The following is an 18,938-nucleotide window of genomic DNA, read 5'->3' on the forward strand; positions in this document are numbered from 1 at the left end:
TGCCCCGGTCCCGCGTGCGCGCGGGACCGGGGCACCGGCGTGTTCAGGCGGAGAGGGCCGCCCGGTACAGGGCGGTGGCGACGGCGAGGTCCTCCCAGGCCATGCCCACGCTCTTGAAGAAGCGCGGACGCCCGGCCGACGGTTCCCGGCGTCCGGTCACCAGGTCGGCGAGGTCGCCCGCGATGTGGTCGGCCCCGATCTCCCCCTCGGACACGGGGACGAGCAGGTCACCCGCCTCCCGCAGCGCGGCGGAACGCGCCTCGACGTACACCTCGGACCGGACCACGAGCGCGGTGTCGGTCTCGCGGGCGGCCGGCTCGTGCGAGCCGACGGCGACGACGGTCGCGCCGGACGGCACGAGGGTTCCGTCGAAGAGCGGTTCGCGGGCCGTGGTGCAGCAGACCACGAGGTCGGCCTTGGCCACCTCGTCGGGCGCGCCGGTGCGCGCGAGGACGCCGAGGGTCCGCGCGTATCCGGCGAGGGCGCGCCCCGCGACGGGCTCGCGCGCGACGACGACGGCCTCGGCGACCTCGCGGACGGCGAGGACGGCCTCCAGGTGCCCGTACGCCTGGGGGCCCGCCCCGAAGAGGACGAGGCGCAGGGGCCGGTCGGCCGGTGTGAGACAGCGGACGGCGAGGGCGGAGACGGCCGGCGTGCGCAGTTCGGTGAGCGCGGCTCCGTCGAGGAGGGCGAGCGGCTGGAGGTCGGCTCCGTCGAGCAGGAGGTAGGAGCCGGTGATGCGGGGCAGACCGAGCGCCGGGTTGCCGGGGGCGACTCCGGCGACCTTGACACCGGCGAAGGAGCCGAAGGCCGCGGGCATCAGGAGGAGTTCACCGGCCGGGACGGGCACGGCCGTGCGGGGTGGTCCGGCGTCGGGGTCGAGTCCGGCCCGCAGGACCTCGGCGAGGACGTCGGTCACCGCCGCCGGGCCCATGAGGCGGGCCATGGTCGCGGCGTCGAGGATGAGGGGCCGGTTCACAGGAGGAACCCCGCTCCCAGCTCGTCGTGGGGGTCGAGGACGAAGGCGTGGGTGCCGGTGCGGTACGTCGTGCCGCCGACCTCGGTGATCCCCTTCGCGAGGAGGCGCCCGGTGAAGACGGTGCCGACGACGGACTCGTGCCGCAGGGAGTCCCCGACGGCGAGGCGTCCGTCGTCGCCGAGCAGCGCGAGGCGGGCGGAGGTGCCCGAGCCGCAGGGTGAGCGGTCGATCTGTCCGTCGGCGAAGACGGTGACGTTGCGCTGGTGGAGCCCTTCGGGGGCGCCGGGGAGCTCCTCGTGCAGGATGACGCCGTACACGTCGTGCGCGGGGAGCGCGGCGCGGATCTCCCGTCCGGCGCGGACGAGTTCGGGCAGGGTCCGCAGGGAGACGTCGAGGCCGAGGTCGCGGGCGGCGACGGAGGCGTAGCAGGCGCCGGAGTGGGCGAGGTCGACGTCGACGGTGCCGAGCGTGGTGGTCACCTTCACGTCGCGGGCGATGACGCGGGTCGGGACGTTGCGGAAGGTGACGCCGGTGGTGCGGCCGTCCGCGCGGTGCACGGCGGCGGTGACGCGCCCGGAGGGCACGTCGATCCGTACGGAGACGTCGCCGTTGTCGGGGGCGGGGACGCGTCCCGTGTCGACGGCCCAGGCGCCGAGGGCCATCGTGCCGTGGCCGCAGGCGGTGGAGTAGCCGTCCTTGTGCCAGAACAGCACGCCGAAGTGGGCACCGTCGTCGTCGGGCGGCACGATGAAGCCGCCGTACATGCCCGCGTGCCCGCGCGGCTCCCGGGACAGGAGGCGGCGCAGGTCGTCGAGGGGGCCGGGCCGCGGGTCCGTGCCCGATCCGCCGGTCGCGAGGGCGGTGGCGCGGCGTTCGGCGACCGTGTCACCGGGGATCGGGGGCAGGTCCTCGTCGACGATCCGGAAGGGTTCGCCTGCGGTGTGGTAGTCGGTGGTGCGGACCGTGTGCGGGGTGGTGCTCACGAAGTACGGCCTCCGGGATGGGATTTCGGGATGTGCGCCGGGCCGGTCCCTCCCCGTGGAGGGACCGGCCCGGACAGGGTGGGTCAGCTGCGGAGGGGGCCCTCACAGCTGAAGCTCGACGTGCCGGCGACCTTGGTGGACCAGATCTCGACGGGTCCGAAGGAGCAGTTCATGTCGGCCAGGTTGTTCGAGGCGGCGCCCGCGCGGTCGAGGAGGAAGTAGTCGACCGTCTCGGACATGTCCTTGAAGTTCTGGTCCGCGCTGCCCCAGTTGGACAGGTTGGCGGTGATCCGGCCGGTACAGGCGAACCGGCGCTTGCCCGGCTCGCCGTTCTCGATGCAGTCGGGGGTGTTGTAGGTGGCGGTGGCGAAGGTGGACTTCACCGCGTCCAGGGCCGCGTCGCGCAGCTGGGCGTTGGGCGTGAACGTGGTGTTGGGGACGTAGAGCGTGTCGACCTTGGCGATCTGGGTGTCGAGGAAGCGGTCGTAGTCGCTCTGGAGGTTCGTGTCGGAGCCGAGGCGGACGCGCCAGGCGTCGTACCCCGCGACGTCGTTGTTCCGCAGGTGGGTGTACATCTCGCGGATCAGGGAGGGCTTCTCGTTCCAGAGGAACTCGAAGAACGTTCCCGCGTAGTTGTAGAAGCGGAAGCCGTCGCCGTTGTAGGTGGCGTTGAGGATCTGGCGGAGGTTCATCCGGGGGCCGCCGCCCGCCGTGTCGTTGATGACGCCGCGGACCAGGGACTTGCGGACCTTGATGCCGTCGTCGCGGGTGGCGCCGTCGAAGAACTCGGCGGTGCCCTCGTCCATGAAGGTGGTGCGGTCACCCTGGTACCAGGGGCCCTCGCCGAAGAAGCCCGGTACCGCGTAGCGGCCGTTGAGGTAGTGGGTGTACTCGTGGCGGAAGAGCTCCTCGAGCGTCAGCGACGAGTCCTGCGGGACGCGGCGCTGGTAGGTGTAGAAGGTGGCGCCGCGCTCGATGTAGATGCCGCCGTTGTTGGTGTCCATCCCGGTCAGGATCGGGTGGTAGTTCTCGTAGTCGGCTCGCGAGCCGTACAGGACGATGGTGAGGGTGGTGTTGGGGTCGCCGGCGAGCGGCTGCTCGGTGCCGAGCACGCGGTGGAACTGTGCCTTGACCTGCTTGCTCGCGTAGTAGAGCTGGTCGACGGTGGCCCGGTCGAGCCCCGTGCGGACCTTGATCGCCCCGTTGTCGTAGCTGTACGTGTAGGGGAAGATCTGCGCCTCGATGTCCGCCTTGCACACGCCGTACGGCTTGCACGCGTCGAAGTAGTTGAGCCAGGAGACGATCTTGGCCCACTGCTGGCTGCCGCGGCCGAAGGTGGTCACGGTGGTGCCGAGCACGCCGCCGAGTTCGGCGGTGATCTCCGTCCGCAGGCTGGGTATCTCGCCGAAGCGGCCGTACTCGCTGAGGGCGTCGCGGGCCACCCAGTCGTTGGCGGTGCCCTTCAGGTGGCTGTAGCCGGCGAAGGCCTTGAAGAGGGCGCGGTACGCCGGGTCGGCGGCGGCCGCGGCCTGGAAGGCGGCGTCCCGGTTGCCCGGGTAGACGCCCAGGTAGTTGACGGAGAGCGCGGAGAGCGCGGCCCCTGCCCAGGACGGGTCGAGGTGGGTGGCGGTGTGCGAGGGGTCCATGGTGGCGAGGACCCGCTTGATCAGCCCGAGTTGGTGCTGCCGGAGTCCGGGGGCGCTGGCCGCGTTGAGGGCTTCGCGCAGGGTGACGGCGTTGCTCTTCGTGACGTCGAAGGTGCGGGCCGCGTTGCCGAAGTCGGCGACGGCCTGGCGGATCGCGTTCACGGTGGGCGCGTCGGTGGTGTCGATCTCGTCGCGGGAGAAGTCGTGGTACGCGACGGCGTGCAGGTAGGTGAACATCTCCTCCAGGTGCGAGGAGTTGCGGCCGTCGTGGGAGGCGGCCAGGCCGGATATGCGGCGGGCGACGGCCTGGACGTGGGCGTCGGACATGACGGGCGCGAGCCGGGCGTCCCAGGTCCAGATGAGTCCGCGCAGACAGCCGTCGGCGAGGACCGCGGGGTCGGCGAGGAAGTCGGCGAACTGCTCGGGGCCCAGTCCGGTGATCCCGTCGAGCGTGCACGGAACGCCGGCGGCGGTCGTCGGGGTGGCGGCGAGGGTCCGCGCGGCGGAGGCCTTGGCCGGGGCCCGGCCGGGGACGCGCCCGGTGGCGAGGCCACCGGGGGCGGGCGCGGGCCCGAAGGTCTTGCGGGGAGCGGTGGCGAGGTGCTCCACCTCGTCGAAGGGGTTGGTTTGCTCGGCCCGGGGGGCCGGAGCGCCGGTCGACGCTGCGGGGACAGCGGTGGCGCGGGCGTCCGTGTCGGCCGCGGAGGCCCCGGTCTGGCCCGAGGAGGCCAGGAGGGTCACCGCTATGGCGGAGGTGAGCAGGGACGAACGCACACGTCTGTGGATGGACAACAGAACTCCATGAGTGGTGGGGGAACGTCAATGGGGTGTGACGAGAACTGTTGTGGTGCGCACGGCGTTTGACGAAGGCTCATCGAACCGTGTGCGGTGTAACATAGTAATGTGAAATTGCACTGACAACCCCTGTGCAGTCACGAGTTACCCGAGGTTCACCCAGGGGGCGCCGCCGCCGGGCCTCCGTGATGTCCGAACCACGGAGCGCGGGCAGAATTGACGTGAGAGTCCCGCTCCACCGCTGAGCAGCACACTCACCCTTCGTCTGCGCCCGGAAAGGGGGCCCGGTGTCCTCGCCTCGACCGGGGGGTCGACCGGAAGACGAGCAGGCCCCCGGGCCGCTCTGGTCGGAGCCCGGTTCGCTGCTGGAACACGTGGCCGTGGCCGTGCTCGGCATCGACGAGGAGGGCCGGATCTGCTACTGGGGGCCCGGCGCGCGGCGGCTCTTCGGCTACGACGCCGCGGACGTCCTGGCCAGGCCCGCCGCCCTCCTCTTCCCCGCCGCTCCCCTCGACGGTGCCGGTGCGGCGGAGCGCCTCGCGGAGCGTGGCCGCACGTTGGGCTACTGGCGGGCGCGCGTGCCGACGCTGCACCGGGACGGCAGGGTCTTCGACTGCGGCTTCCGGGTCTTTCCGGTGACCGGCATCGAGGGCCGCTCCGTCATCGTGGGGCTGGCGAGCGAGAGCGAGGGGCTCGACCGGGTGAAGACCAACCTCGCCTTTCTCGACGCGCTGTTCGAGACGTGCCCGATCGGCCTGGTGATGCTCGACGAGAACCTGCGCTACGTCCACCTCAACCAGGCCCTGGCGGACATGGACGGGATCCCGATCGAGGAGCACGTCGGGCGGACCATGGAAGAGTTCATGATCACGTCCGACGGGGGCGAGTACCAGCGCATGCTGCGGGCCGTCGCCGACGAGGGCCGGACCGTCGTGAGCACGCTCGTCGTCCTCCGTACGCCGGGCCGTCCCGACCGGGACCAGGTGCGCTCCGTGAGCTTCTTCCCGCTCAGCCAGGCCGTCGGCTCGCGACCGGGAGTGGGCGGTCTCCTCGTGGACGTCACCGACCGTGAGCAGGCAATCGTGGAGGCGGCGGCCGGGCGGCAGCGACTGGCGCTGCTCGACCGGGCCGCGGCCCGCATCGGCACCACGCTGGATGTCGAGGTCACCGCCCGCGAACTGGTCGAGGCGGTCGTTCCCGAGTTCTGCGACGGCTCCGTGGTGGAGGTCGTGGAGTGGAAGGACGAACGCGAGACATTCGATCCGGAATCGGTGCTGCTCACCCGTCGCATCGCGGCCGGCACCTCACTGCCGCCTCCCGCCCCCGAGCTGGTCGGCGGCCTGGAGAGCGTGACCTATCCGCCCGGCTCCAGCATCCACCAGGCCCTCAGCACGGGCCGGCCCGTCTGCGTCCCCGTGAACGCCGATTTCATGACCCGTACGGTCATCCACCAGGCCCGTGCCCAGCTCCTGATCGACAGCGGTCTGACGTCGCTGCTCATCGCTCCGCTCATCGCGCGGGGCACGGTGCAGGGAATCGCCATGTTCGGCCGCGCCGGAGGCCGCCCGGACTTCACCGAGCAGGACCTCAGCCTGGCCGGCGAACTCGCCTCGCGAGCGGCGCTGTGCCTGGACAACGCGCGGCTCTACAGCCGGGTCCAGGACATCGCGCTCACCCTCCAGCGCGCGCTGCTGCCCACCGCCCTCGCGAGCAGCCCGTCCGTGCACGTCGCCCACCGCTACCTGCCGGGCAGCCAGGTCACGGAGGTCGGCGGCGACTGGTACGACGTGATCGATCTGCCGGGCGGCCGGGTGGCCCTGGTGGTCGGCGACGTGATGGGACACGGCGTGCCCGCGGCGGCGGCCATGGGCCGCCTGCGCATCACCACCAAGGCGCTGGCCCGCCAGAACCTGGAACCCGACCGTCTCCTCGAAGAGCTCGACGTCTGCGCCCAGGACGCCGGCATCGCGTACGCGACCTGCCTCTACATCCGCTACGACCCGGCGACGGGCCTCGCCCGCATCGCGAACGCGGGTCACCTGCCGCCGCTGCTCCGCCGGGCGGACGGCACGGTCGAGTCGATCGACGAGGTGCTGGGGGTACCGCTGGGCGTCGGCGGCGTGCCCTTCCGTACCACCGAGATCGAGCTCCACGACGGCGACACCCTCGCGCTGTACACCGACGGCCTCGTCGAGGCGCGCGGCGTCGACATCAGTGCGGGAATGGCCGCGCTCCGCTCGCAACTCGAAGGCGCGGACGGCACGTTGGAGGAGACGGCGGACGGCATCCTGGCACGACTGCTGCCCGGCGCGCCCACCGACGACGCCGTGATCGTACTGGCCCGGATCGGGCGTCAGGGCCCCGACCCCGGGCCGGGCGGCCGGGACCCCGGGCCGGGCAGCCGGGACCTCAGGCCGGGCGGCCGGGGCTGAAGTCGGATACGCCGCCGGGACACCGGGGTGCGGGCCGCCGCGTCACGCGGCGAGGCGCGGCCACCCGAGACTCAGCCGCCGCTGGACGAGCGCACCCGCAGTCGCGGAAGGACGAACAGCCGGTGGCGGGGAGCGTCCGGCTGCTCGATCCTGCGCACCAGCAACTCCACGGCGGACGCGCCGACTTCATGCTTCGCCGGGGCGATGGCGCTCAGCGGGATGTCGGCGAGCCCCGCCACCTCGTCGTCGTACGCCACGATCGCGACGTCGCCGGGGACCTGGACGGATCGCGCGCGCAGCCTCCTCAGCAGCGCGAGCGCGTGGTTGTCGGGATGGGCGATGACGGCGTCGACGCGGCCGGCCGCCGCGGCGTCGAGCAGCTCCTCGACCGGGTCGTCGTACTCCGGACTCCCGGGGCCCGCGTCGGCGGTGTCCAGGACGGACGTCGCGAGGGGTGCTTCGACGCCGGCCGCGCGTACGCCGGCCTCGAAGCCCTCGATGATCCACTGCGCGGTCGGGCTCGTGCCGCGTACGAGCAGCGCGATCCGAGTGCGGCCCGCCTCCGCGAGATGCCGCACCGCCAGGCGCGCCCCATGGACATGGTCGGACACGACATGGTCGATCCCGGCCATCTCGTCCGCCTCGGGCCGGCGCTCCACGATCACGACGGGGACGGGCAGTTGCTCGTACCAGCCCCGCGGTCCCGTCGGAACGACCAGCAGCCCGTCGACGCCGTCGCCGATCATCCTTTCGACCTGCGTGCGCTCCTCGTCCGGGTCGTATCCCGAGATGTCCAGCACCAGCCGGGCGCTCCGGGCGGCGGCCGCCTCGCGCGCACCCTTGATCACCTCGGGGTAGTAGTAGTCGGCGGACGGCACGATCAGGCCGATGACGCGCTCCCGGCCGCGGGCCGGTGCGACGGGATCCGTGTCGGCGGGCGCGGTCTCCGCCCAGGTCTCGGGCAGCATGGCCCCGCCGTGCACCCGGGCGACCAGGCCACGGTCGGCGAGGACCTCCACGTCCCTGCGGATCGTGACCGGGGAGACGCCCAGCTCGGCGGCGAAGTCGCTGACCCGCAGGGAGCCCTCTTCCCGCAGCCTGCGCAGGATCGCCTGATGCCTGTGTTCCGCGTGCACTTCCCCGCTCCCCTCGAGCGACGGCCCAGTTCAGACGCAGTGTAGCCACCCTGCGATCGATCCTGTCTGTTCTTTATCGAATGGACAGGTGATGACGGTTCTTGTCCAAACTGTTGCCCTCTTGCTTTTCTGCGTGTTAGAAACCCCACGCTTACGAGCCAGCGAAAGCGCCGAGGCAACGACGCGCTCCTTCCGTAAAGGTCGTCTCCCATGTCATCTCCCTGGCGTCGCCGCACCTTCCTCCACGCCGCCGGTGGGGGCGCGCTCGCCCTCGGACTCACCGGAACGCTCGCGCACCCGTCCCGAGCCTCGGAAGTCCTCGGGTCCGACGGCACGTTCGGAACGCCCGACATGCTCGGCACGGCGTCCGACGCGGAGTTCGACGCGCTGCGCGGCAAGTGGCGCGACCTCATCCTCGGTACGGGCTTCAGCCCGACGGCGGAGCCGTACCGGACCATCCTCAGCGGCCTCGGCACGACCGCGGCCGGCTACCGGGCGACCATGGCCCCGGCCGGCGGTTCGCTCTGGCCCGGCCGCTCCTGGGCCGACCCGGAGCCCGATCTCGACGCGGAGTCCTACGCCTTCTCGGCGACCATGAACGACAGCTACAACCGGCTGCGCACCATGGCCGAGGCGTACTCCCAGCCGGGCACCGGACTGACCGGGGACACCGAACTGCGTGACGCCGTCCTCACCGGACTCGACCACCTCCACTCCGAGGTCTACAACGAGAACACGACGCGGTACGGCAACTGGTACAACTGGCAGATCGGCGCTCCGCAGGCGCTGATGGACACCTGCGTGCTGATGTACGACCACCTGTCGGCGACGCAGATCGCCGACTACTGCCGGGCCGTGGACGCGTTCGTGCCGGATTCGGTCTTCGCCTCGTACACGGGAACCAGTACCGGCGCCAATCGGGTCGACCTGTGTCGCGGAGTCATCCTGCGCGGGATCGTCGGCAAGGACACGGGCAGGATCGCGCTGGCGTCCCAGGCACTGGCCCCGGTGTTCCCCTACGTCACCACGGGCGACGGCTTCTACGACGACGGATCGTTCGTCCAGCACCGCAACGTCCCCTACATCGGCGGCTACGGCGCGGTCCTGCACGACGGTGTGGGCCGGCTGCTCGCCCTGTTGCGCGGGTCGAGCTGGGAGGTGAAGGACGCCGGCACCCAGCTCTTCCTCGACACGATCGAGAAGGCGGTCGCACCGTTCATCTACAACGGCCTGATCATGGACAACGTCAGCAGCCGGGGCATCAGTCGCATCGGCACCAACGAGCACCAGCGCGCCCACGGCCTCATGGCGACCATCCTGCTGGTCGGCCAGGGGGCGAGTCCCGAGGAGAACGCCCGCTGGCGGGCGATGGTCAAGGGCTGGCTGCAACGCGACTACTACTACCCCGCGCTCAAGAACCCGGGTCTCAGCCTGATCAGGGCGTCGCTCCTGCAGGCGCTGCAGGACGACACCTCCGTGAAGGCCGCCCCCGAGCCCGTCGAGCACCGGCTGTTCCCCAACATGGCGCGAGCCACCCACCGACGGCGTGACTGGGCGGCCTCCCTCTCCATGGCCTCGAACCGCATCGCCCACTACGAGTTCGGCAACGGCGAGCACGCCCGTGGCTATCACACCGGCGCCGGATGGCTCTCCTGGTGGGGCAGCGACTTCGGCCTGGAGCAGTACTCGGACGCCTACTGGCCCACCGTCGACCCGTACCGCCTGCCCGGCATCACCGCATCGCGCAAGCCGCTCGCCGACGGCGAGGGCGGCAACTGGGGACAGCCCATGCCGGACGCCGCCTGGGTCGGCGGCACCACCGACGGCGAATACGCCGCCATCGGCCAGCATCTCAAGGGCCTGTCCAGCACCATGAACGCCAAGAAGTCCTGGTTCTGCCTCGACGACTCCATCGTCTGCCTCGGTGCCGGCATCACCGCCACGGACGGCCACGCCGTGGAGACCACCGTCGACAACCGCGCCCTCGGCGCCACCGGCGCCCCGGTGCTCACGGTCGACGGCAGGACGCAGCCGCTGACGCAGGGCTGGACGGCCACCTTCGACGACGCCGAGTGGGCCCACATCGCCGGGCAGGCGGGCTACGTCTTCCCCGGCGGCGCCAGGCTCAGCGCGGTACGCGAGGAGCGCACCGGCTCCTGGAGGGACATCAACACCGGCGGCTCCCCCGACCCCGTCACCCGCCGCTACCTGACCCTCTTCACCGGCCACGGCATCGATCCGACCGGCGGCGACTACGCCTACATCCTGCTACCGGGCGCCGGCGCCGGGACCACAGCCCGCCGCGCCCGTGACAAGGGGTGGCTCCGGATCCTCGCCAACTCCGGCGACCAGCAGGGCGTCCGCGTCCCGAAGCTGGGCCTCACCGCGGTGAACTTCTGGAGCGCGGGCACCGTCGACAGGCTCCGGGCGAGCGCCCCCGCCTCCGTCCTCGTACGGGAGCACCGCAACGGCACGGCGACCATCGTCGTCTCGGACCCCGCGCGGCAGGCCACGTCCCTGGACATCGTCTGGAACCGCAGGGTGAGCAAGGTGCTCTCCAAGCCCGCCACGGTCACCGCCGCAACCACCGGCTCGACGCTGAAGCTCATCTTCGGCGACCTCACCGGCCAGGCCGGCGCACCCCAGAAGGTCACCGTCCGCCTCGACTGACCCCCGGACCGGAGGCGCCTGCCACAGCCCGGGTGCGCGCCTCTCGCCGAAGTCCCGCGCTCCCCCCACCGGAGGAATCCATGCATCACCTCAACACCCGAGGCGTCCCCCACATGTCCCTCTCGGGCGACCGTCCGCACCCCGCCGATCGGCAGCCGCCGCCCCGCAGGCGGAGGCGGCTGTCGGCCCCCACGACGCTGGCCGCGGCGCTGTCGCTCGTACTGGCGACGCCCGCGCATGCCTCGGTCGAGTGGAACGGCGACGCGGACAACGGAGGCACCGCCGTGTTCGACTCGATCCTCTGCGACTCCCCGTCGTACGTGTACCAGCCGGACTGGGGCGACGGCCGCGGGAAGATCTTCGGCTTCACCAAGGCAGCGGGCTCCGAACGGTGCGAGGGACACGGCATCGCCGGCCGCACCCTCACGTCCGGCAGGACGTACTGGTTCGGCTGGGAGTCCATGACCAAGACGGGCAACGCCCAGACCGTCTTCCAGTGGAAGTCATGGGGCACCGGCGCCGAACACGACCAGAACTACCCGGTGATCATGAAGGTCGAGGACAGCCGTCTGAAGATCTGGTACGTCGCTCCCGGCGAACAGTGGATCTCCGTCGGCAGCGTCGCCTGGACCCCGGGCACCTGGAACAAGATCGAGCTGGGCATCGACGCCCAGACCACCATGACCGGCTCCGTCTCCCTGTACGTCAACGGCCAGTTGGTCGCCGACCGCCGGAACGCGCGGACGTGGGACCTCAAGGGCAACGTCCCCCGCTGGGGCTCGTACGGCTCCACCATCATCGACGTCGAGTCGGTCCACTGGGTCGACGGCCTGAAGATGGGCACGACACGGGCCGACGTCGACTGACGCGCGCGCGGGACGCTTAGCCACGCCGGACCAGCGACGTGGCAGCGGGTGGCTCCTGGCGCCGGCCTGGAGCGCGCTCAGCCGCCATGAGGAGCCTCAGGGTTGGCGCGTGCTGCTCAACGTGAACGCGACCTTTGCGGCGCTCCTGGCGATCCTTCTGGCCCTCGCCGCCGGAGTGGTCGCGGTCGCCCGGCTCGGCCGCCCCCGCGCCACCCTCCTCGCAGGGGCTCGCGCCGCCGCCCAGCTCATCGCCGTCTCGCTCGCGATCGGCTGGGTGGTCCGCGCGCTGCCGCTCCTGCTCTGCTTCCTGCTGCTGATGTACGCGGTGGCGGTACGCACCGCCGGCCGCCGCGTCGTCCCCGCGCCCGGCCGCGCCTGGCCGTGGACCGCGGTCCCGATCGCCGCGGCAGTGCTGCCCACGGTCGTCGCGCTGCTGCTCACGGGAGTCGTCCCTGCTCAGGGCATCGCACTCGTGCCCGTCACCGGCATCCTCATCGGCGGTGCACTCACCGCCACCGTGCTGGCCGGACGCCGTTCCCTCGACGAACTCGCCACGCGCTGGGGCGAGGTGGAGGCCGGTCTCGCGCTCGGGCTGACCGACCGCGAGGCGCGCATGGAAGTCGCACGCGAGGCCGCCTCCGACGCGCTGATCCCGGGCATGGACCAGACCCGTACCGTCGGGCTGGTCACTCTTCCGGGCGCCTTCGTAGGCATGCTCCTCGGCGGCGCGTCGCCGCTCCACGCAGGCGCGGTACAGCTTTTCGTCCTCGTCGCACTGCTCCTGGTCCAGGCAGTCGCCGTGGCCGTCACACTGGAACTCGTCACCCGCGGCCACCTCGTCCGGGCCAGGCCCTAGGGGGCGTCTTGTCGATCATGTGTGGGACGTGCTGCACGCGGAGGAAGCGGACTTCCTGCTCGTCGTCGCGGGCGACAGGGTTGCCATGCGGATCGGCGGCTCTCGCCGAGCACGTCCTCGCGACGGGCCACGGACAGTGGTGGACCGACCGGGCCGACCGTCCGCGCGTGGTGGCGGTCTCGTGCGGCGATCACGTCCTCCTGGCCGGCGATCCCACCGCCGTGACCCCGGCGGAGCTGGCCCCGCTCGCCGGGCACTACATCGAAACGGCCGACCGCTTCCTGCCCGCCCTGGGCGCCGCCTTCGAGCAGCTCGTACCGTGGGAGCGGATGCTCTACGTCCACCGCGCCGAGGCCATCGCGCCCCGCGTCCCCAGAGGCGTGACCGTCCGCCGCCTGATCCCCGAGGACGCCCCTGCGCTCGCCGCGCTCGACCCGTCCATGGCCTGGATCCATGGGAGTTGGGAAGGACCTACGGCCCTCGCCGCATCGGGCGCCGGCTGGGTGGCGGTGCGCAAGGACCGGGTCCTCGCCGTGGCGTGCAGCCGGTACGTCGGCAGCCGCTACGAGGACGTCGCCTGCGCCACCGCGCCCGACGAGCGCCGTCAGCACCTCGCCCTCGCCTGTGTCTCCGGGCTGACCGCCGACATCGCGGCGCGCGGCCACCTCGCCAGCTGGTCCTGCTCCCGCGACAACCGCCCCAGTCGCCTCCTCGCCTGGACCGCGGGCTTCCGGCTGGCCCACGAATACGTCCACCGCATCGCCGGCCCCGTCAGCCACGCGTCAAAATTGGACGAGGCGGCATAGACACCCCGTCAAGGCGCACCGACAGCGGATGGCCGGGGTTCTAGCGTCCGTTCCATGGAGCCCCGTTTCGTCCCGTGGTCACAACCCGGCGAGCTCACCGTCCACGACAGCAAGTGGGCCGACGAGGCCTGCGCCGCCACCGGCTGCGCCGGCCTCCTGCTGGCTCTGTCCCTGGTCGTGGACGCCTGCGACGGCGGGCTGACCCTGCCGGCCGCACTGCTGTGGATCTCCCTCTCCGTCGCGCTCTTCGTGGTCCTGCTGCCCGCCAGGGTCGTCGCGTCACCGGGCCGGGTGACCGTCCAGAGCTTGTGGAGCCGGAGGACCGTATGCACCGACCGGCTCGCCGCCGTCCGCTGGCCGGACGGGATCGAACAGCGCCTCGTGCTGACCGACACGGAGTGTGGCAGGGCCCAGATCGACGTGCGCGTCCTCCTCGCCAATCCGCCGCTCTGGCTGCTCCTGGAAGCCGACGCACGGACCTCGTACGAGCAGGGCACCCTCCGGGACGGCGTACGGGACCTCGACCGGCTCGCGCACCGCGTCGAGCGGGACACGGCTCACTCGGTCTTCACGATCTCGGGCCTGCATTGACCCCGTCGTCGTCCAGGGCGGCGGCTGCCTGAGCCGCCAGGTCGGCGGCGACCAGCCGGGCCTCCAGCGGTGGTGGAACGGAGCCGGGTTCGGGGGTCAGCAGGAAGCGGCCCTGGTATCGCCCGTGGACGATGGCGCGCAGTTCGATCTCGCCCTCCGGCCAGCCCTGCCGCTCCACGTCCCAGATCCAGCCGTCCACCTTCACCGTCCCGTCCGGGTCGAGCCGCGGCGGACGCCCGATGAGCGTGCCGTACTCGAAGCGGCACGCCCGCAGCTCCAGTACCTCGATGAGTTCCTGGCGGACCCGTCGGACGACGTCGTCGGAGGAGGTACTGGAGCGGGCCAGGCGGGTGGTGCCGTGCAGCCGCTCCAGATGTATGGCGTCCGTGACCGCGACCCGCTTCATCGTCCGGCCGCGCGCGGCCAGCTGGGACACGATCAGGCCGACGACCAGGAGCAGGACGGCGGTCTCGATGTCGGCCCGGTCCTGGATGTGGAAGCTCTGGTACGGCTCGGTGTGGAAGAAGTCGAACCACGCGGCGGCCGACAGGGCGGCGAGCGCGCCGGCGAACCGGTTGCCGAACGCCGAAACAGCCACCACCACGACGACCAGTAGCAGCGCGACATTGGTGTGCGTGACGGACGTCCGCAGCGGCATCAGCACGAGGGCCGCGGCAAACGGTGCCAGGGCTCCGGCCGCCACCGTGACTGTGTCCCGAAGCGGAATCTTCATGATCCACCTCGCAGGATTCAGCCCCCCGCTACCTCTGACACGTCAAGCCTCCGCCCGGTGCGGCGTGGATGGCACCGGGCGGAGGGGGCTTTGACACATCCCTGACGGCTGGCAGCGGGAGCGGTCAGCAGCGGAAGCGGAGCCTGCAGACGACGGCGTTCGTGTCGCGGCGGACGGCATGGGCGACGACCGCCCCCCGTTGGTTCTGCAGGGCACGCTGCCACAGGTGCTCGGGTTCGGCCTCGGGGACGAGGACGGTGACCCGGGTGCCCGGTTCGGTCGCCTCCAGGTCGCGGACGTAGGCGGTGATGGGCCGGCCGAGGGAGCGGCGTTCGGAGGGGAGCCGTACGAGGGTGACGCCCTGGTTCCACAGGGCCCAGTCGCGTTCCAGGGCCTCGGTGGCAGCCAGGTCCTCGGGGTCCGTGTGGCAGACCGTGAGGGCGCGGACCTCGTCGCCGAGGGAGACGGCGGCGGTGAGGGCCTCGCTGGTGAGCCGGGTGAGGGAGGACACGGGAACCAGGACCAGGGAGCGTTCGCGGTGCGGCGGCTCGGGGATCCGGCCGACGCCGAGGCGCTCGCCGATCCGCCCGTACGCCCGGTGCACGGCCTCGAAGACGAGGACGAGGACCGGCAGGGCGATCACGATCAGCCAGGCGCCGTCGTGGAACTTGGTGGCGGTGACGACGATCGCGGAGACCCCGGTGAGGACGGCGCCGAGGCCATTGAGCAGGGCCTTCGCCGCCCAGCGGGGGCCGCGTTCGCGGCGCCAGTGCAGGACCATGCCGGTCTGGGCGATGGTGAAGCCGACGAAGACGCCGATCGCGAAGAGCGGTACGAGGGTGTTGGTGTCGCCGCCGGAGAAGATCAGCAGCGCGGCCGAGACGACGGCCAGCCAGACGACGCCGTGCCGGTGCACCTGGCGGTCGGCCTTGAGGCCGAAGACATGCGGCAGGTAGTTGTCGCGGGCGAGCAGCTTCAGCAGGACGGGCAGCCCTCCGAAGGAGGTGTTCGCGGAGAGCGCGAGCAGCACCATGGTCGCGAACTGGATGACGTAGAAAGCCCAGTTGTGGCCGAGGGAGGCGTCGGCGAGCTGGGCGAGGACGGTGACGCCCTCGACCGGTTGGAGGCCGAAGCGGGAGATCAGGACGGACAGGCCGATCAGCATCACACCGAGCAGCGCACCGAGCGCGACCTCCGCGCGCATCGCCCGCTTGGCAGCGGGGGCGCGGAAGGACGGCACGGCGTTGGCGATGGCCTCGACGCCGGTGAGGGCGGAGCAGCCGGAGGCGAACGCCTTGAGGAGCAGCAGCGCGCCGACGGTGGTGGCGTTGTCGGCGAGGACGGAGGCGTGTCCGGCGGACGCGGCCGTGGAGCCGGGGGCGTCGCGGAAGAGGCCGACGACGATCAGTACCAGGATCGCGCCGATGAAGACGGCGGTCGGGGCGATGAACACGCGGGCCGACTCGACGATGCCCCGCAGGTTCACCCCCGTGATCAGCACGAGAACCGCAAGGCATATCCACAGCCGGTCGCCGTACAATTCGGGGAACGCGGAGGTCAGGGCGGCGACGCCGGCCGTCACGGCCACGGCCACGTTCAGGACGTAGTCCAGGACGAGCGAACCGGCGGCGACCAGACTGGTGCGCCGGCCCAGGTGCGCCTTCGCCACCGCGTACGACCCGCCGCCGTCCGGGAAGGCGGCGATCACCTGCCGATACGAGGCCACGAGGACGGCCAGCAGGCCCGCGATGGCCAGGGTGACCGGGAGCGTGAAGCCGAGACCGTAACCGCCGGCCGCCGCGAGGACCAGGACGATCGCTTCGGGGCCGTACGCCACGGATGCCATCGCGTCGAGCGAGAGCGCGGCGAGCCCGGTGACGGCGGTCAGCTTGTGGCGCGCTCCGGTATCCGGGGGCTCCTCGACGGCGGGCGTGGCACCGTTCTCGGTGGTCAGAGCGGACATGCGAGTGGTCTCCTTCGTGCTCAGGTCCGCTCAGGGTGTGCCCCGATCAGCCTGCTCCCCCCTGTTCCTGGCGGGTTCTTGCCGCCCGGCGGCGCTCTCTTCACACCTTCTTGACGCGAGCGTTCGAGAGCCCGCCTGTCATCGAGCACTCCGGGGGACCCGCGGGGCTGCGGTCATGCCATGAACCGGAACAGCGCGCGGACGACCGCCGACAGCCGCATGCGACGCATGACTCTGTCGTTCGCCTCCGCGGCGCTTCAGCAGGCATGAGCCCGACCGGTGCATCTTGACGCTTTCCTGACGCGCCCGCCCCGATCGCTCGTTGACGCGTTGCTTACGCTGGCCCGGCCCGTCCGCACGATGGGCGGCCCCCCACCCAGCAGCAGCTCAGGAGCACCCCCATGGCCACCACACCGGACGCACGCACCGGACGACTGCGCGCGTGGATGCTGGAGGGCCTCTCCGACATGGGGAAGGGCAAACCCTCCCGGCCCAGGGAGGCGGCGCCGGACGCCGGACACAAGGGGCAGCGCTGGTGGCGGGTCATGTGCCTGACGGGCGTCGACTACTTCTCGACCCTCGGCTACCAGCCCGGCATCGCCGCCCTGGCCGCCGGGCTCCTCTCGCCCATCGCGACGATCGTGCTCGTGATCGTCACCCTGGCCGGCGCCCTGCCCGTCTACCGGCGGGTGGCGGAGGAGAGCCCGCGCGGTGAGGGCTCGATCGCGATGCTGTCGCGGCTGCTCTCCTTCTGGAAGGGCAAGCTGTTCGTCCTCACCCTCCTCGGCTTCGCCGCGACCGACTTCCTCATCACCATCACCCTGTCCGCGGCGGACGCCTCCACCCACCTGGTGGAGAACCCCCACCTGGCCGAAGCCCTGCACGACAAGCAGGTCGTGATCACGATGGTGCTCATCGCGCTGCTCGGCGCGGTGTTCCTCAAGGGCTTCCTCGAAGCCATCGGCGTCGCCGTCGTCCTCGTCGGGCTCTACCTCGCGCTCAACGCGGTCGTCGTGGTCACCGGCTTCTGGCACGTCCTCACCGAGGGCCACGTCGTCACCGACTGGACCGCGGCCCTGACAGCGGAACACGGCAACGTCTTCGCCATGGTCGGAGTCGCCCTCCTCGTCTTCCCCAAACTCGCACTCGGCCTGTCCGGCTTCGAGACCGGCGTCGCCGTCATGCCGCATGTCCAGGGCGACCCCGGCGACACGGAGGAGAAGCCCACCGGCCGCATCCGGGACACGAAGAAGCTCCTGACGACCGCCGCGCTGATCATGAGCGTCTTCCTGATCTGCACGAGCTTCATCACCACCGTCCTCATCCCCCACGAGGAGTTCGAGTCCGGCGGCCAGGCCAACGGGCGCGCGCTCGCCTACCTCGCCCACGAGTACCTCGGCAACACCTTCGGCACGATCTACGACGTCTCGACCATCGCGATCCTCTGGTTCGCGGGCGCCTCGGCCATGGCCGGTCTGCTGAACCTGATGCCCCGCTACCTGCCCAAGTACGGCATGGCCCCGCACTGGGCACGCGCCGTGCGCCCGATGGTCATCGTCTTCACCCTGGTCGCCTTCCTGGTGACCTGGATCTTCGACGCCGACGTCGACGCCCAGGGCGGCGCGTACGCCACCGGTGTCCTCGTCCTGATCTGTTCGGCCGCCATCGCGGTGACGATCGCGGCCCGCAAGGCCGGCCAGCGCGGCTGGACGATCGGCTTCGGCGTGATCTCGGCCGTGTTCCTCTACACCACCGTCGTCAACGTCATCGAGCGCCCGGACGGCGTGAAGATCGGTGCCTGCTTCATCGCCGGCATCATCCTCATCTCCCTCCTCTCCCGACTCGGCCGCGCCTTCGAACTGCGCGTCACCCACGTCGACCTCGACGAGATGGCCGAACGCTTCATCCAGGACATCTCCCGCCGCACGCCGCGCTTCGTCGCCAACGAGCCGGACAACCGGGACATCGCCGAGTACCGCGACAAGATCGAGCAGATCCGCGCCGACAACGACCTCCCCACCACCGAGGACTTCGTCTTCGTCGAGGTCACCGTCACCGACCCGTCCGAGTTCGAGGCGGGCCTGACGGTGAGGGGCGAGGTCCTGCACGAGCGATTCCGCGTCCTCACCGTGGAATCCTCCTCCGTCCCCAACGCCCTGGCCGCCCTCCTCCTCCACGCTCGCGACCTCACCGGCGTCAGCCCCCACGTCTACTTCGAGTGGACCGAGGGAAACCCCTTCGCCAACTTCCTCCGCTTCTTCCTCCTCGGCCAGGGCGAGGTCGCCCCGGTCACCCGCGAGGTCCTGCGGGAAGCGGAACCTGACCGGGACCGCCGCCCGCGCGTCCACGTCGGCTGAGAGATGGACGCGGGCGGTCGGCGGCCGACGCACCAGGCGACTGCCATCCGTGATTTCCTGAATTCTGGAATCTCCTGAATTCAGGAATCCCTGTACTGCCACGGGGTGCTGACCGCCGCAGCGAA

General features: G+C 71.4%; 13 protein-coding genes. 7 read left to right on the plus strand and 6 right to left on the minus strand.

The annotated features are described in order from the left end of the window. Window positions 1–43 precede the first annotated feature (43 nt). The 3 genes from OG462_RS06310 to OG462_RS06320 all read right to left on the minus strand — a co-directional run bounded on the left by OG462_RS06310 (window position 44) and on the right by OG462_RS06320 (window position 4,400). Complete coding sequence (locus OG462_RS06310; RefSeq protein ID WP_406055269.1) at window positions 44–979, minus strand: ornithine cyclodeaminase family protein; 936 nt, start codon at window positions 977–979, stop codon at window positions 44–46. Beyond that, window positions 976–1,962, minus strand: coding sequence for a proline racemase family protein (locus tag OG462_RS06315; RefSeq protein WP_406055271.1), 987 nt, complete (start codon window positions 1,960–1,962; stop codon window positions 976–978). The genes OG462_RS06310 and OG462_RS06315 overlap by 4 nt, the downstream gene beginning before the upstream one ends. Window positions 1,963–2,045: 83 nt before the next feature. After that, window positions 2,046–4,400, minus strand: a complete 2,355-nt coding sequence (locus OG462_RS06320) for a collagenase (protein ID WP_406055272.1) — start codon at window positions 4,398–4,400, stop codon at window positions 2,046–2,048. Window positions 4,401–4,690: 290 nt separating this feature from the next. Here OG462_RS06320 and OG462_RS06325 point away from each other — a divergent pair, with 290 nt between their 5' ends. After that, complete coding sequence (locus tag OG462_RS06325) at window positions 4,691–6,835, plus strand: SpoIIE family protein phosphatase (RefSeq protein WP_406055274.1); 2,145 nt, start codon at window positions 4,691–4,693, stop codon at window positions 6,833–6,835. Between the two features lie 71 nt (window positions 6,836–6,906). Here the strand turns inward: OG462_RS06325 and OG462_RS06330 are convergent, their stop codons facing one another. Then, window positions 6,907–7,971, minus strand: a complete 1,065-nt coding sequence (locus OG462_RS06330; protein ID WP_406055276.1) for a LacI family DNA-binding transcriptional regulator — start codon at window positions 7,969–7,971, stop codon at window positions 6,907–6,909. Window positions 7,972–8,181: 210 nt separating this feature from the next. On the opposite strand from OG462_RS06330, the gene OG462_RS06335 reads away from it, so the two are divergent. The 5 genes from OG462_RS06335 to OG462_RS06355 all read left to right on the plus strand — a co-directional run bounded on the left by OG462_RS06335 (window position 8,182) and on the right by OG462_RS06355 (window position 13,760). Further along, window positions 8,182–10,641 carry a polysaccharide lyase 8 family protein gene (locus OG462_RS06335; protein WP_406055278.1) on the plus strand — a complete coding sequence of 820 codons (2,460 nt, stop codon included), beginning with the start codon at window positions 8,182–8,184 and terminating at the stop codon, window positions 10,639–10,641. An 80-nt stretch (window positions 10,642–10,721) separates the two neighbouring features. Further along, window positions 10,722–11,507 carry a heparin lyase I family protein gene (locus OG462_RS06340; RefSeq protein WP_406055280.1) on the plus strand — a complete coding sequence of 262 codons (786 nt, stop codon included), beginning with the start codon at window positions 10,722–10,724 and terminating at the stop codon, window positions 11,505–11,507. Window positions 11,508–11,616: 109 nt separating this feature from the next. Next, on the plus strand, window positions 11,617–12,363 hold the full coding sequence (locus tag OG462_RS06345; protein ID WP_406055282.1) for an ABC transporter permease: 747 nt from the start codon (window positions 11,617–11,619) through the stop codon (window positions 12,361–12,363). 80 nt (window positions 12,364–12,443) lie between these two features. Then, window positions 12,444–13,169, plus strand: coding sequence for a GNAT family N-acetyltransferase (locus tag OG462_RS06350; protein ID WP_406055284.1), 726 nt, complete (start codon window positions 12,444–12,446; stop codon window positions 13,167–13,169). Window positions 13,170–13,223: 54 nt separating this feature from the next. After that, window positions 13,224–13,760 (plus strand): hypothetical protein, encoded by a 537-nt coding sequence (locus OG462_RS06355; RefSeq protein WP_406055286.1) that lies wholly within the window; start codon window positions 13,224–13,226, stop codon window positions 13,758–13,760. Here the strand turns inward: OG462_RS06355 and OG462_RS06360 are convergent. Both OG462_RS06360 and OG462_RS06365 read right to left on the minus strand, forming a co-directional pair. Beyond that, the gene (locus tag OG462_RS06360; protein ID WP_406055288.1) at window positions 13,738–14,493 is read right to left on the minus strand and encodes a DUF4118 domain-containing protein; all 756 of its coding nucleotides are present in this window, start codon (window positions 14,491–14,493) and stop codon (window positions 13,738–13,740) included. The two genes, OG462_RS06355 and OG462_RS06360, sit on opposite strands and share 23 nt — an antisense overlap. Window positions 14,494–14,617: 124 nt before the next feature. Continuing rightward, the gene (locus OG462_RS06365) at window positions 14,618–16,456 is read right to left on the minus strand and encodes an APC family permease (RefSeq protein WP_406055290.1); all 1,839 of its coding nucleotides are present in this window, start codon (window positions 16,454–16,456) and stop codon (window positions 14,618–14,620) included. A gap of 401 nt (window positions 16,457–16,857) precedes the next feature. On the opposite strand from OG462_RS06365, the gene OG462_RS06370 reads away from it, so the two are divergent. Continuing rightward, entirely contained in the window at window positions 16,858–18,813 is a 1,956-nt protein-coding gene (locus tag OG462_RS06370; RefSeq protein ID WP_406055292.1) for an amino acid transporter, read from the plus strand. The last annotated feature ends 125 nt before the right edge of the window (window positions 18,814–18,938 follow it).

The sequence above is a fragment of the Streptomyces sp. NBC_01077 genome, from assembly GCF_045162855.1.
In the GTDB taxonomy this organism is placed as follows: domain Bacteria; phylum Actinomycetota; class Actinomycetes; order Streptomycetales; family Streptomycetaceae; genus Streptomyces.

Coding starts and splice junctions, on each gene's coding strand:
- OG462_RS06335 (WP_406055278.1), top strand. CDS start 8,182: ATGTCATCTCCCTGGCGTCGCCGCACCTTCCTCCACGCCGCCGGTGGG.
- OG462_RS06340 (WP_406055280.1), top strand. CDS start 10,722: ATGCATCACCTCAACACCCGAGGCGTCCCCCACATGTCCCTCTCGGGC.
- OG462_RS06355 (WP_406055286.1), top strand. CDS start 13,224: ATGGAGCCCCGTTTCGTCCCGTGGTCACAACCCGGCGAGCTCACCGTC.
- OG462_RS06360 (WP_406055288.1), bottom strand. CDS start 14,493: ATGAAGATTCCGCTTCGGGACACAGTCACGGTGGCGGCCGGAGCCCTG.
- OG462_RS06365 (WP_406055290.1), bottom strand. CDS start 16,456: ATGTCCGCTCTGACCACCGAGAACGGTGCCACGCCCGCCGTCGAGGAG.
- OG462_RS06370 (WP_406055292.1), top strand. CDS start 16,858: ATGGCCACCACACCGGACGCACGCACCGGACGACTGCGCGCGTGGATG.